The sequence below is a fragment of the Nannocystis sp. RBIL2 genome, assembly GCF_026626745.1.
GTDB lineage: Bacteria > Myxococcota_A > Polyangia > Nannocystales > Nannocystaceae > Nannocystis.
In genome coordinates, this window is sequence record NZ_JAPNJW010000001.1 from 2,886,411 (window position 1) to 2,900,039 (window position 13,629).

The 13,629-nt window shown below is 68.1% G+C and carries 13 protein-coding genes and 1 pseudogene; 7 read left to right on the top strand and 7 right to left on the bottom strand.

Translation table 11 applies throughout. The annotated features are described in order from the left end of the window. The first annotated feature begins 656 nt into the window (after window positions 1-656). The gene (locus tag OV090_RS11205) at window positions 657-1,157 is read left to right on the top strand and encodes an IS630 family transposase (RefSeq protein ID WP_267703581.1); all 501 of its coding nucleotides are present in this window, start codon (window positions 657-659) and stop codon (window positions 1,155-1,157) included. A 62-nt stretch (window positions 1,158-1,219) separates the two neighbouring features. On the opposite strand, the gene OV090_RS11210 is transcribed toward OV090_RS11205, so the two are convergent. The 3 genes from OV090_RS11210 to OV090_RS11220 form a co-directional block, all read right to left on the bottom strand. Beyond that, entirely contained in the window at window positions 1,220-2,098 is an 879-nt protein-coding gene (locus tag OV090_RS11210; protein WP_267701424.1) for a DDE-type integrase/transposase/recombinase, read from the bottom strand. Between the two features lie 83 nt (window positions 2,099-2,181). Further along, window positions 2,182-2,505 (bottom strand): transposase, encoded by a 324-nt coding sequence (locus OV090_RS11215; protein ID WP_267701425.1) that lies wholly within the window; start codon window positions 2,503-2,505, stop codon window positions 2,182-2,184. Window positions 2,506-2,863: 358 nt separating this feature from the next. Further along, window positions 2,864-3,439: a helix-turn-helix domain-containing protein gene (locus OV090_RS11220; protein ID WP_267703582.1), complete on the bottom strand. Its 576-nt coding sequence runs from the start codon at window positions 3,437-3,439 to the stop codon at window positions 2,864-2,866. Window positions 3,440-3,514: 75 nt separating this feature from the next. On the opposite strand from OV090_RS11220, the gene OV090_RS11225 reads away from it, so the two are divergent. Beyond that, complete coding sequence (locus tag OV090_RS11225; RefSeq protein ID WP_267703583.1) at window positions 3,515-4,258, top strand: glucose 1-dehydrogenase; 744 nt, start codon at window positions 3,515-3,517, stop codon at window positions 4,256-4,258. Window positions 4,259-4,331: 73 nt separating this feature from the next. On the opposite strand, the gene OV090_RS11230 is transcribed toward OV090_RS11225, so the two are convergent. After that, complete coding sequence (locus OV090_RS11230) at window positions 4,332-5,033, bottom strand: YafY family protein (protein ID WP_267703584.1); 702 nt, start codon at window positions 5,031-5,033, stop codon at window positions 4,332-4,334. Between the two features lie 77 nt (window positions 5,034-5,110). On the opposite strand from OV090_RS11230, the gene OV090_RS11235 reads away from it, so the two are divergent. The 3 genes from OV090_RS11235 (at window position 5,111) to OV090_RS11245 (ending at window position 6,335) form a co-directional block, all read left to right on the top strand. Next, a complete protein-coding gene (locus OV090_RS11235; RefSeq protein WP_267703585.1) occupies window positions 5,111-5,506 on the top strand; it encodes a VOC family protein in 396 nt (131 codons plus the stop codon). A 239-nt stretch (window positions 5,507-5,745) separates the two neighbouring features. Further along, window positions 5,746-6,138, top strand: a complete 393-nt coding sequence (locus OV090_RS11240) for a hypothetical protein (RefSeq protein ID WP_267703586.1) — start codon at window positions 5,746-5,748, stop codon at window positions 6,136-6,138. Further along, window positions 6,135-6,335 (top strand): hypothetical protein, encoded by a 201-nt coding sequence (locus tag OV090_RS11245; protein WP_267703587.1) that lies wholly within the window; start codon window positions 6,135-6,137, stop codon window positions 6,333-6,335. The genes OV090_RS11240 and OV090_RS11245 overlap by 4 nt, the downstream gene beginning before the upstream one ends. Before the next feature lie 310 nt (window positions 6,336-6,645). Here the strand turns inward: OV090_RS11245 and OV090_RS11250 are convergent, their stop codons facing one another. Beyond that, complete coding sequence (locus OV090_RS11250; RefSeq protein ID WP_267703588.1) at window positions 6,646-7,893, bottom strand: penicillin-insensitive murein endopeptidase; 1,248 nt, start codon at window positions 7,891-7,893, stop codon at window positions 6,646-6,648. 611 nt (window positions 7,894-8,504) lie between these two features. On the opposite strand from OV090_RS11250, the gene OV090_RS11255 reads away from it, so the two are divergent. Both OV090_RS11255 and OV090_RS11260 read left to right on the top strand, forming a co-directional pair. After that, window positions 8,505-10,055 carry a hypothetical protein gene (locus tag OV090_RS11255; RefSeq protein ID WP_267703589.1) on the top strand — a complete coding sequence of 517 codons (1,551 nt, stop codon included), beginning with the start codon at window positions 8,505-8,507 and terminating at the stop codon, window positions 10,053-10,055. A 497-nt stretch (window positions 10,056-10,552) separates the two neighbouring features. Continuing rightward, window positions 10,553-12,070 (top strand): hypothetical protein, encoded by a 1,518-nt coding sequence (locus OV090_RS11260; protein ID WP_267703590.1) that lies wholly within the window; start codon window positions 10,553-10,555, stop codon window positions 12,068-12,070. Window positions 12,071-12,140: 70 nt separating this feature from the next. Here OV090_RS11260 and OV090_RS11265 read toward each other — a convergent pair whose 3' ends face one another. Both OV090_RS11265 and OV090_RS11270 read right to left on the bottom strand, forming a co-directional pair. Next, window positions 12,141-12,668, bottom strand: a complete 528-nt coding sequence (locus OV090_RS11265; RefSeq protein WP_267703591.1) for a hypothetical protein — start codon at window positions 12,666-12,668, stop codon at window positions 12,141-12,143. Window positions 12,669-12,955: 287 nt separating this feature from the next. Continuing rightward, window positions 12,956-13,627, bottom strand: a pseudogene (locus OV090_RS11270) (peptidase); the annotation flags it as partial. Window positions 13,628-13,629: the final 2 nt, after the last annotated feature.

A 13,629-nucleotide genomic window follows, 5' to 3' on the forward strand; every position in this document is an offset into this window, starting at 1 on the left:
AACAGAACAAGGACGCCCACCGACGCCGGCGGAAGATCGCTTGGCGGTTCACCAAGGAGCAAGCCCGAGAGGTCTTCAAACTCGACCAGATCACTACGTCGCAGTCGGAGCACTAGTGCTTCGACCGTAGCTTAGCGATCCGAAAAGGATGCGCGAATTTGCGCTCTGGCCCGGAACCTGATCTACAGGTTCCATGAGGCAGAAGAAGCCACGGCCCCGGTTCCCCGGTCTCAAGCTCAAGGCCGAGGACCGAGAGCTGCTGCGGCGAAAGGCTCGGGAGCGGCTCACGGTGCGGACCTGGAAGCGAATCCGCATGCTGCAGTTGCTGGACGAGGGGAAGACGCTGGCGGCGACGGCGGCAGCGGTTGGATCGGCGGTCCCATCGGTTCGGCGGGTTGGAGAACAGTATCTCGCCGCGGGCGTCGAAGTCGCACTCAAGGACGCAAAGCGGCCGGTCCCACCGCGGAAACTCGATGCTTGGCAGGAAGCGGCGATCGTCGCCATGGTCTGCGGTCCACCTCCCGAAGGACGCGCTCGGTGGACAATCATGCTCATCGTCGAGGAGTGCATGAAGCGCAAGCTTGTCGACCAAGTCGGCCGGGAGACGATCCGGATTTTGCTGAAGGACCACGAGCTCAAGCCCTGGCGGGAAAAAAATGTGGTGCGTTCCCAAGATCGACGAGGAATACGTGGCTCGGATGGACGACGTGCTCGACACCCTGGCCCAGCCGGCCGACGTGTCCGAGCCCGTCGTCGCGCTCGATGAGCGCCCAGTCGTGCTGCGGGATGCAGCTCGACCGGGACGCCCCGCTTCTCCGGGCCGTATGGCGCGGCAGGACTACGAATACGTGAGGCGCGGTACGGCGAATATCTTCTGCATCGTCGAGCCCAAGACAGGGCGACACCTCACCCATGCCACGCCCAACCGAACGGCGAAGCAGTTCGCTCGGGCTCTTCGTCGAATAGCTCGGCGGTATTCGTCGGCGAGGACGATCCACCTCGTCATGGACAACCTCAATACGCACTGCCAGAACTCCCTGTGCACGACATTTGGCCGGGAGGCGGGACAGGAACTCTGGAGTCGTTTCACCGTGCACTACACCCCGAAGCACGGCAGTTGGCTCAATCCAGCAGAGATCTATATTGGCTCAGCGTGAACGGGACAGAGGGTGGGTTGACGAACGGAGACGCTGAGGGTGAAGTGGAGGGTCGAGAGAAGTTACGCGGCGGTGCCGAGGTGGTCCAATTCTCGGCGCTTGCGTCGGAGCTCTCGGGCTGCCTCGAGCTTGCGATCGCGGCCGGCCCAGATCTCGGTCTCGCGTCCGAGGAGTTTGTCGCGCGGGCTGACGTAGCCGATCGCGCTGTGAAGGCGGTGGTTGTTGTAGTGGTCGATGCGGGTGGCGATGGTGGCGTGGGCGCCGTCGGGCGTGACGGCGTGGATGGTGTTCTTGTCGAGGGTCCGGTGATACCGCTCGATCTTGCCGTTGGCCTGCGGGTAGTTCACCGAGGTCCGGACGTGGGTCAGGCCGGCGAGGTCGATGAAGCGGCGGAAGTCGCCGGCGATGAACTGCGAGCCGTTATCGGAGATGACCCGCGGGTGAGCGCCAGGGTGGGCCTCGAGGGCACGCTGGAGGATGAGCTCGACGTCGGCCTCGGTCATGCGATCGAGGAACTCCCAGTGCACGACGTATCGGCTGTAGCCGTCGAGGACGGAGCACAGGTAGTAGTAGACGCGGGCGATGGTGATGACGGCGATGTCGATGTGCCAGTGCACGTGCGGGCCGAGGGGCTGGACGAAGCCGGTGCCCTTCTTGCTCGGCTTCGGTCGATGACGATCGAGGCGACCGGCCGCCCGCAGGACGCGGTAGGCGGTCGCAGGGCTGACGGCGACGACGTCGTCGTCGAGCATCATGAAGGTCAGCCGGCGGTAGCCCTCGAGCGGGTGCGCATCGAAGTAGTCGACAATCGCCTGGCGCTCCCACGGCTCGATCCAGTGGTCGCGCGGGGTCTTGCCGTTGTGCTCGTTGAGCTTGCCGTATCGCCGGCGCCACTCGTAGAACTTGGCGCGGGCGATGCCCAGCCACCCCACAAACTTCACGAGCGGCACCTCTGTCTTTTCGGACAGCCGATGCACGAAGTCGACGACCTGGTCGCGCTCGTCGTGGGGAACCCAGCGGTCCGTCAGGGCTCCCCAACAGATTTTTTTGTGCGGACGAGCTCCTCGGTCACCTCGGCGATCACCTCGTCCTTGCGGGCCAGACGGGCCCTTAGCCGCTCGTTCTCCGCGAGCAGCTCCTGCTCCCGGCTGGTCTCGACGCGCTTGCGAGATTCCCCGAAGGCCGCCGCGCCGTGCTCGAACAGGTGGCGCTGCCAGCCGTAGAAGACGCTCGGCTGCAGCTCGGCGCCCTCGCAGACCTCCGACACCGGCACCTTCTCGAGGTGGTGTCGACGCAGCAGGTTGATTTTCTGGTCAGGGGTGTGGTGACGACGTGTCTTCTTGCTCATGGGCAATCCTTGCCCCGGCTCCTTCTACCAGGCCGGGGCGTGTCCCATTCCAGCTGAGCCAAAACAGATCGAAGCGAGCCTATGGTCCCGCGAGTGCCTCGGGCGCCTACGGATCGGCTCGCTCGCCGAACTACGTCGGCGAACATCTCTCTGGAACTCCGATGCCCATCGGCGACGCCGCAAGATCACCTGGCGGTTCACCAAAGAGCAGGCTCGATCCGTGTTCAGGCTCCAGCAGATCACTACGCCACGGTCGCGGCACTAGTGCCGGGCCCGGGGTCGTATCGATCTGGTCGAGCTTGAACACGGAGTAATCGTTCGACAAAGCGCGTCGTGACGCCCGAGCGGGGCAGCGCGCTCAGCGAGACGCGATTCCGCCGAGGAACACGTCCACCAGGTGCGCGACGCGCGACTTCGACGACGCGCTCTGTTCGCTCGCGAGCGAGATGGCCGTCGCCACGCACACGAGGTCCTCGAACGTGACGTCGCGACGGATGACTCCGGCCTTCTGCGCACGTCGAACGAGCCGCCGCCCTTCATCGCTCGTCGCGTGGCAGCCCGGCGTGTCGGTCTGAAGCACAGTCCCGAGCGAGCCTGCGATCCCTCGGTAGACGTTCGTGTGGAGCACGAGCTGTTCGAGGTAGGCGCGCACGGACTCCGTTGGTGTGAGCTCGCCGTCGCGCGCACGACTCGCCTCGGCGAGCTCCAGGAAGCGCGCGCTGTACGCCGCCCCGAGGAGCGCCTCGCGCGTCGGGAAGCGCCGATAGAGGGTGCCGATGCCCACGTTCGCGCGCTTGGCCACGTCCTCGAGCGAGACGTTCGCCCCGTGCTCGAGGAACATTTCCTCGGCTGCCGCGAGGATGCGTTCGCGGTTCAGCTGGGCGTCGGCGCGAAGCAAGACTTCGCCGGTTCTTGAGGATTTCTTCTTCGCCACTTGCAACTGGAGGATGCCTCCACTATACAAGTGGAGCAACCCTCCACTTTGTGGAGGAGGAAAGGAGCCTCTCCGATGACGAAGCGATTCGAGAACAAGGTTGTGGTGATCACGGGCGGCAGCGAGGGCATCGGCCTAGCGACTGCCAAGCTCTTCGCGGCCGAGGGCGCGCACGTGTACGTGACCGCCCGGCGTCAGGATCGGCTGGACGAAGCCGTGAACGAGATCGGCCAGGGCGCGGTCGGCGTCCAGGGCGATGCCGCGAAGCTCGCCGATCTCGACCGGCTCTACGAGCGCATCGAGCGTGACCACGGTCGGGTCGACGTCGTGTTCGCGAACGCGGGCATCTCCGAGAGCGGGCCGATCGGCGGGCTCGAAGAGGCACACTTCGATCGCGTGTTCGAAACGAACGTCAAGGGCACGGTCTTCACCGTGCAGAAGGCGCTGCCGCTGATGAAGGCCGGAGGCTCGGTGATCCTCGCGGGCTCGGGCGCGGGCAGCAAAGGACTCCCCGCTCTCTCAATCTACAGCGCCACGAAGGCGGCAATCCGTTCTTTCGCGAGGACGTGGACGACCGACCTCAAGACCCGCGGCATCCGTGTGAACGTGGTCTCCGCCGGGATGATCATGACCCCGGGCATGCAGAAGTACCTCCAGCATACCCCAGGCGCGGAGGCGGCCATCAAGGCGATGACGCCGCTCGACCGACTCGGTACGCCCGACGAGGTTGGTAAGGCCGTCCTCTACCTCGCGTCGGACGACGCCAGCTTCGTCGCCGGTGTTGAGTTGTTCGTCGACGGCGGCGTGCTCGCGGCTTGACCGTCAGTGGACGGAGCGCCTTCCGCGTGGCGGCTGCAACGCCGAGTCGGGGGTGCGCTCGAGGCGGAAGGGCTCACTCGGGCATGCGAAGACCCTGGGCGGTTATGTGACGCTTCCAGCGTGCGCGAAGATCGGTCTGGCTGCAGTCGATGCGCTCGTCGATGAACTGCGCAGCGACGATCCGGTCGGTGCGGAAGTGGCGAAATCCCTGGCGTAGCTCGCACCACCCCGCGACGAGACGCACTGTCTCGGCGTACCCGACGACGACCGGCCAGATGGTGCGCTCGGTCTCCTCGTTTCGCTCGTCGAGATAGCGAAGTCGGACCTTGCGTCCGGTGCGAATCCAGAGGCGAAGCTTCGTGAGGTCGATGCCATCGGTCGTCGCGGAGAGCGGCGCGGGCGCGCTGACCGACGGCTCGATGAGGAAGGCTCGCAGTCGCTCGGGCACGCTCTGCGTGATCTTCGCGAGGAGGTCGCGAGCGGCGTTTGCGAGCACGGGGTCGCCACGCATCGCCACCCACTGGGCACCGAGGACGGCCGCCTCGAGCTCGTCGGGCGTGAGCATCAGCGGCGGCATGTCGAACTGGCGATCGAGCACATACCCGAGCCCGGCTTCGCCACGAATCGGCACCTGCTGCGCCATCAACTCAGCGATGTCGCGGTAGACCGAGCGCTTCGAGGTCTCGAGTTCACCCGCGAGCGTCTCGGCGGTCACGGGGCGCTTCGCCCGCCTCAGGAGTTGGATGATCCGAAAGAGCCGGTCAGCGCGTCGCATGTTCGCTGCTGCCATCATGCTGTCAGCAGCACCGCGCTACAAGTCTTGCTCGTACGCCAACAACGAAGGAGCAAGACATGAACCTGGTCTCGATTCGAATCATCACGAAGGACGTGAAGCGCTTGGTGCAGTTCTACGAACGGGCGGTGACGCCGGCGAGGTGGCTCACCGAGGAGTTCGCCGAGGTGGCGACGCCGACCTGCACGATCGCTATCGGCAGCGAACGCACGATGACGATGTTCGGCGCAGGAGCCGCGAGTGGCGCGAACAACCACTCGGTCATTCTCGAGTTCCGGGTGGACGACGTCGACAAGGAATACGAGCGCCTCGAGGGAGTCCTCCGCGAGGTCGTGCAGGAGCCGGTGACGCAGCCGTGGGGCAATCGCTCGCTCTTGTTTCGAGATCCCGACGGCAACCTGGTCAACTTCTTCACGCCGGTCAGCACGGAGGCGCGCGCGCGATACGGGCTGTGAACGGAGCCCGTCAATGACGGTGCTGCTCAGGTTTAGTGAATGTGAGAGTTCGCCGGAGGTGGCATTGCCCGCGAGGGCAGTTTATGCCGACCTCCGGCCGCGCGCGGGGCTCGTGGTCGGGCGAAATCGGGAACGACCGGAGCATCGGCCGGAGGTGACGGCTACACCTGCGCCTGGGGCCGCTATGGACATGCCCGATGCGACATGTCCTTTCGGCGCGGTGACCCCGCGGGCCCGGCGTGACGTTCCGCGGCTGGCTGCTCGCCGCCGACCGCGCCTGGTACGGCCTCGCCACCGCCACCTCGCGCACCGCCCACGCCACGCTCGACGCGGCGCTCGCCGACCTCACCGCCTTCATGCTGTTCGACGAGGAGCTGCGGGCGACCCCGTTCGTGCGCCTGCTCGCCGTCGATCACGGCGTCGTCCACGACATCGACCTCGCCCCGCACGTCCACCTCGACAACGGCCAGGGCCGCCTCACCTTCGCCGATCCAGCCGGCTGCACCGCGCTCTACGTCGCCGGCGATCCGACCGATCGCTGGCTTCCCCCCCCTGCCCGCTCGTCGGTGATACGCCGCCGACGGCCTCGGCGATCACACCATGTCCGGCATCGGTCTGGTCGCGCCGGGTGACGCCATTCGCCTGCCCAGCACGCTCGGTCCACCGGCCAGGTACGTGGTCGACGCTTAGCCCCAACAGCTCCGACACCTCGTTCGCCGCCCCGGTGGTGACCGGCGGCGCCGCGCTGTTCATCGACGCCGCCATCCGCAACGGCTTCCCGATCTCCTCGCGCCTCACCACCAACAATGCATGCTCACGGGACGCGTGACCGCGGGCGCGGCAACGACCTGAAGCGGCGTGGAGGCGATGGCGCGGCCGAGCTCTGCCACGCTGGCAGCGCGGCGGTGAGCTACGCCCATGACGGCCAGATCCTGATCGATACCGTCGTCGCGGCTCCGATGAGTGAGGTGTGCGGGCAGAAGCTCGTCGTCGTGGTCACCTTCGCCGCCGACGCACCCGACTTCGCATTCGTCAGCCTCAGATCCGGCCGACACCAGCACCGGTCCGTGACCGGTACTGCGCCGAGCATGACGAGCGCGGGGCTGAAGACGATTCGCCGCAGCGTGGTCGGCGAGCGCTCAGGGCTCGTCTTCGCCGGTCTCGCTGTCGACGCCGCGCATGGAGAGCAGCCACGCCTCCCGGCGCGCGCGGGCGCCGTCGCGCGAGTCCTTGGCGCTCGGGCGGGGTTCGACCCATCCGCGTCGCTCGAGGGTCTCGGCGCGGCCGGGTCGACAGAGGGCCTCGTTCGGACCGCAGAGGAGGCGGACGTGGATGTGGCCCTTGTGGCCGCGCGCGTGCTGGATGATGGACTCCCACTTCTTGCCCTTGCGCGGCCAGTGGATGATGGGCGCCAGCTCCTCGGGGGTCTTGCCGTCCCAGCGCGCGGCCCAGTAGAGGTGCTCTTGCAGGCGCTCGTCGAGGAAGATGACCGAGACCTGGCCGGTGTCGAGGAAGGCCTTGATCAGCTCCCAGAGGGCCGGCCAGTCGACGGCCTCGGCGGTCGGGTAGGTCTCGAGCGGGATGGTCGGCAACAGCGGCAGACGAATGTCGATGTCGAGGCCGGTGCGGTGCGATTTGTGCGGCCTGAATTTGCCGCCCTTGCGGCGGCTGACGGTGCCGACGAAGACCTCGCCGTCGTAGCCGCTGTCGACCCGGAGGCGCGTGAAGGCCTCGATCATCGTCGCGAGGGTGTGCGAGCTGGCCCACATCTCGTCCTTCTTGCCGCGCTTCCACAGCGGCGAGAGCGGGACGAGGATCCCGCGGATCAGCCGTCCGCCCGACGGATAGCCGCGACTCACGGCGTCCTTGCGAAATTCGAGCGGCGGCGGGGGCTCGCCGCGCCGACAATGGACGGTCCGCGGGGCGCCGGGATCGGTCCAGATCGCCAGGGTCATCCCGGGCTCGAGCGAGCCGGTCTTCTTCCAATTCCAGGCCCGGAGGTCGTCGAGGTTGACGCGGTGACGGATCGCCACCTCGCCCCAGTCATCGCCCGGCTCGGCGGTGTACGTGATCCGCTCCCGCGGCGGCGGCACCCGGTCGGTGAGCACCTTGAGCCGATTGCCCGAGCGCACGCGGGCCCGCACGCCCTCGAGCTCGTTCCACTCGACCAGCGCCTCACGGGTCACGCCGTAGCGGACGCCGATCTGCCACAGGGTCTCGCGCGGCCGGACGGCATGGTCGATCCACTCGGGCTCCTCGAGGAACCTGGTCTGCTCGAGCAAGCGGGCGCACGCCGGATCGCCGGCGACCGTGGCGGTCACGGGCGCGTCCGGATTGGCGCCCCCGACCACGATGAGGGCCAGCAGGGCGGTGAGAGCCCCCGACATTCCAGACGGCACGTTAGCCCCGATCGCGGCGCGCAGCAAAATTTGTGCGGCGCCGCGGCGGACGCCGCGAACGACTCACGATCGCAGGCGAGGAGCGGGGCGCGCGGCTGTCGGTCACCGGCGGCGGTACGCGCGGGTGCCGGTTACACGCACACGCGCCCGCCCTGCCAGTCGGTGCGGAGCACGGGTGGGCGTCGTCGCAGACGGCGAAGCAGGCGTTGCTGGGGAATGCATGCACATGTCCATCAGGGCATGGCGGAGCGAACAGGGGCTTCGACGGCGATCGTGAGGAGCGCGAGCTCGACGACGTGCGGTCGTCGGCCTCCCAATTTTGCCGGTGCTCGGCCTGAAGATCAGCTTCTGACCGCTCACGCTCGCGTGGACTTGCTCATGCGCGAGCGAGACCGCCAAAACCGCTGTCCGTCGCCCTCGCACGATCACGCCCATCGTCCCGCTTGGTGAAATGAGGTCGAGGTTGACCAGGTCGAGCCACCGTGCTCGTTCTCCCGCCTCGTTTCGCCAACGACGCTGACCGCGAGCCAACGACGTTGGCGGCGTCCTCTCGAGATTCTCGGCACTTGCGCCGGCACGCATGATGCTCGTTTCTTCCCATGCGCTCCTGCCCGTGGTCGTTCGGCCTTCTCGCGCTCGTCGCCTGCGAGTCGGCCGGCATCGTCGTCCCCGACCCTGACAGCGCGACTGAGGGCGCCTGGCAGACGCTGGCGTGCATCGAGCGGCGCAAGCTCGACGTCTTACTGGTCGTCGAGGATTCGCCGGCGATGGCCGAGGAACAGCCGCAGATCGCCGAGGCCGCGCGCGTGCTCGTCGAGGTCCTCGAGGCCGACCAGAACACCGACTACCGCATCGCCGTGACGAGCACTCACGTCAACGGGCCGCACTGCCTCACGCGCCCGGGCGATGGCACTTTGAGGTCGACCTCGTGCCGCGCGCGGCTGACCGGCTTCGCGGACGACGGCGTGTGCCTCGCCGAATGTCCACTCGACGGCTCGCTCGTCGACAGGCCGTGGCTCGAGAGCATCTCCGGGCGCACCAACCTCGAAGGCGGCGTCGACCTCGGCGACGCCGCCGCCTGCCTCGTAATCCAGGGGCTCGGCGGGTGCGATTTCCCGTCCCCCCTGGCCGCGATGGAACTGGCGCTGACGCGCGCCCTCGACCCCGCCGACCCCGCGTACGGGTTCCTGCGCTCCGACGCCCAGCTCGCCGTCGCGTTTATCGGCGTGACCGCCGACTGCTCCGTCGCCCCCGCGCACGTTGGCATCTTCGACCCGGACGGCGACCGTCGGTTCTGGAGCGACCCGACCCAGCCGACCCCCGGCGTGTGCTGGAACGCCGGCGTCCGCTGCAGCGGCACGGCGCCCGAATTCAGCACCTGCGCCCCTGAGTCATGGGACATGTCCGGAGAACCAGGCGCTTCCGCCGGCAACGCTGTGCTGCTGCCGGTCGAACGCACCGTCGCGCTGCTCGACGCGCTGGTGCAGACCGGGTCCACCGCCGGGGTCGTCGTCACCGCCCGCGGCGGCGTGCCCGTCGGCTACGATACCGGCGGCGTCGTCATTAGGTACTCGACCTCGTGTACGCCCGACACGACGACCGCTGACGGCATCTGCCCCGGGTGTATGTCCGAGCACGGCGCCGGTACTCCGCCGGTGCGCGTCGCCGCCGTCGCGCAGGCCTTCGCCCCGGAGGGCGAGCCCGGTGTCGCGTCGATCTGCAGCGACGAGCCGGCGGGGCTGTGGGTGCCGCTGGCGAGCAGGTTGGAGGGGCAGATCAGGCCCGCGTGCGTCACGGCGTGCGTCGCCGACACCGATCCCGCGACCGCCGTGCTCGACCCCCGCTGCGAGGTCGTCGAGCTCGTGCACGGTGAGGAGCCGACCCCGGTGCCGCGCTGCGACACGCAGATCGTCGACGGCGAGGCGGTGTACACCGCCCCCGACGGACACGAGCTCTGCCACGCCATCTTGATTGACGCCGGTGGCCTGACCGCGGATTCGCTCGACAATCTCTCGCACGAGTGCGTCGACGCCGGCTACAACGCCGAACTCAGGCTGATCCGCACCGTGCAACCGCGCGACGACGCCTGCATATCACTGCGCTGCCAGCGCTCCGCGAACCCGGCGGTCGACTGCCCGTATCTCGATTGAGAGCTCCCCCCATGCGGGCCCGAATTCGAGGAGTTGTCTCGAAAACTGCCCAGATCGCGACAAAATCGAGACGAATTTTCGAGACGGCCGGGGGATCGCGCCGTCGCGCATCGGGCCCTGCACTGGCCTAGATCCCCCCGCCGGGCCAAGGTTTGTAGCCGGCGGCCGCCCGGCCGTCGAGACATGTGCGGGCGGTGCTGCAGTCCCGCCGCTCGCGGGTGAGCACCGGCGGGCCAGCTCCGGGGCTGGTGCTCGCAAGCCGCGGCGCGCACCCACGGGTTCTGGAGCGCACGTCGAGACCACCGTCCGGGTCGTGATCGACGGCCGGGCACCTGGTCGTGGCGGAGCTTAGGCCGCGGCCGACGTCGTCTCCGGGGCGCCGTGTTTTCGTTCTGTGTTGTACAAAAGAGAATCTTGTACAACACATTACTGGCGCACTCTTGCGTCCCGATGCTATCTGTTGCCATGTCTAAGCAGACACCCGTAGGCTCCGACGCATGAGATTCTCTGCGTTATCGATCCTCGGTTTCACAGCAGCGACACTGGGTCCGGCGTGTGGCGACAGCGGAGGCAGCGCGTCGACCTCGGGCAACACCGCCGGGAGCACCGACACGTCGACCGGCGAGTCAACCCTGTCGACCAGCGAGCCCGGCACGACCGTGGGCACCGACGTGACCTCGACCCCTACTACGTCGAGCACGACCGGCGACCCGACGACCAGCGACACCACGCCCGTCGACACGACGACCGGCGACACCACGACGACCGGCGACACCACGACGACCGGCGACACCACGACGACCGGCGACACCACGACGACCGGCGACACCACGACGACCGGCGACACTACAACCGGCGAGAGCTCGACCAGCGGCACCACCGGCATCGGCGGCGAGGCCAACGTGCTGTACGTGCGCGAGGACGGCCAAAACGGCAACCCCGGGACCGTCGAGCTGCCGCTGCGTACCATCCAGTGGGCGATCGACAAGGCCGGGCAGTCGGGCACGATCGACACCATCCGCGTCGCCGAGGGCGACTACGCCGTCGACTACGCCAACGACGATCACATCGTGATGATCGACGGCGTCTCGCTGTACGGCGGCTACCGGGCCGATTGGGGCGAGCGCGACCCGGCGCAGTACGTCACACACATCGTCGACGAGTCACCGGTGGCGCTCCCGTCGTCCGAGTCCAACCCCCACCGCTCGATCGAGATCCCCTCCGGCGTGTCCGGCAGCACCGTGCTCGACGGGTTCCACGTCGACGTCGCGCGCGGGCAGCACCGGGCGGCGCTGCTGGTCGCCGGCGACGCCACGATCCGCAACAACGTCATCGAGCCGCTCGCGGACGTCGGCTCGGTCCGGATCGTCGGCATCCGCGCCTACTTCGGTGCCCCGAACATCGTCGCCAACCGCTTCCGCTTCGCGGTCGAGCAGGTCCAGAAGCCCTCGCTAGCGATCACGGCCGTCAGCTCGAACGGCCTGTTCGCCGACAATGTGATCGACATGTCGAGCGTGCTGGGCAACGCGTACGGGATCTACCTGCAAGGCGGCACGGCGAGGGTCCTGGGCAACAGCGTCTACTTGCCGGACGCTGGCGACGCTCACGCGCTGTGGCTGGCCTCGAACGCCACGCCGATCGTCGACAACAACCTGTTCGAGTCGGAGAACTTGTCCGGCATCTGCGTGTTCTCGGAGGGGGGCGGATCGGTGCCCAACAACGCGCGCAACAACGTGCTGGGCTGCAACTACACGCTGTTCGGGAACAGCCCGCTGCGCATGTGGACGACGGTGACGCAGTTCGAGGACGGGCTGGCAAACGCGGCGGACAACCTCAAGCTGGCCCAGACCGTGATCGAGGCCGCCGACGACATGGTCCTCGACGCGCAGAGCCCGTGCCAGGTGACGCAGGGCGGCCGCGACATCACGGCCGACGTCCCGGACGACATCAACGGCCTCACGCGCACGCCGCCGCTGAGCATCGGCGCGCACGAGTGGGACGGCGGCTGCCAGTGACGGCAGCAACGGACATGTCTCCGAAGACATGCCCATTCGTTCATGTCACTCGTGCTTGACGCTGGGCAGCTCACCCGCCGGTCAGCGGCCCGGTCCAGGTCTCCTTCTTGCCCTCGCCGAACACCACGCGCGACACGGCCCACCGCGTGGTCCCGCTGTCGGGCCGCGTCCACGCCACGAACGACGCGTCGTCGCCGGCGGCAGCGATCGCGCGGAGGCCGTCTCCGTCCTGCTGCTGATCGCTTGCCTGCGTGTCCAGTGCACCGACGAGCTCGAGCGCGAGCACGTGATGGGTCAGCGTCCCGTCCGAGCTCTCGGATCCGACCACGTCGCAGCGAAGGACCCGAGCCCAGGTCGTGCTCAGGCGGCCAACCAGCGCGCCCTGCTCGCGCAGCGCGACCCCACGTCTCGCGTGGGCAAGCCACGCGAGCCACAGCCCGATCCCCAGCGCGCTCGTCCCCATCAGCAGAAACGCGCCCCAGAGAAGCGGCGAATCGGTGTGGCCATCGTCGTACCTCGGAGGCTTGGCGAGGAACAGACCGCCGAGAAACATCGTGATGAACGCGAACGTCAGCGAGAGGCCGAGGAGCGACGGCACCATGTTCGGCGGAAGTGGAGGCAGCCTCGTCAAGGCGGGACTTTGCGTAGGGGCCGGTGCAGGGGCGTGCAGCATCGGTCAACTCACGATGCCGCCCGAGTTGTCGCCCTGGGCGCCGGTGTCGCTCGACACGCGCTGTCGCTCGCCGCGGCGCCGCCGGTGTTTGCTTTCGGCCGCCGATGTCGTTCCCGACGAGGTCCGGCAGGTCGAGCGGAGACGTCCTGTCCCGAGGAACAGGCGATCGTCGAGCCTCGTCTCGCTGTCTCGAGCAGCGCCCCGTCGCCGCAGCCAGCGTCATACGCCACAGCGTCGCAGAAAACGACGCGCACCTGCGGCACCTCGCGCGACATCGCGTAGCTGGCGATCGCCCCGAGCGCCTTCGCCAGCAGCTTGCGGTCCATCGAGCCCGAGGTGTCGAGCACCACGCCGAACGTGCGCCCGTCGTCCTCGCGCGCCGCAGGCACCCACATCGGCCGCGGGATGTCGGGCGTCGACGACTGGCGGCGGCTCGCCCGTGCAAAGCTGCGGCGGCGCTCGAGCGGCGCGAAGTGTTCGTCGAACCACCGCGCGAGCTCGACGTCCCATGGCAGCGGCGGCTGATCCAGCGCACGGATCTCCTCGACAAGCCCGCCCGGCAGCAGCCCGCGGCCCTCGGCGCGGTGGTACTCGAGCCCCTGCGCCAAGCAGCGGCGGAAGAACGCGTCGAGCGTCACGCCCTCGCCACCCGGCTGCGCGTCATCGCCGAGCATGTCGCCGAGCCCGAACCCGCACAGCGTCGCCAGCTTTCGGTAGCGGCGCAGGTTGACGACGATGTGGTCGTAGATCGCCTCCGCCGCCCAGTCCTTGAGCTCCGGGTCGTGCAGCAGCCCGAATTCGGGCAACTCGCCGATCCCCATCTCGACCAGCCAGCCGTTGATCACGTAGTCGCATGCGACGTTCCACAGGTACGGGTCGCGGCCGC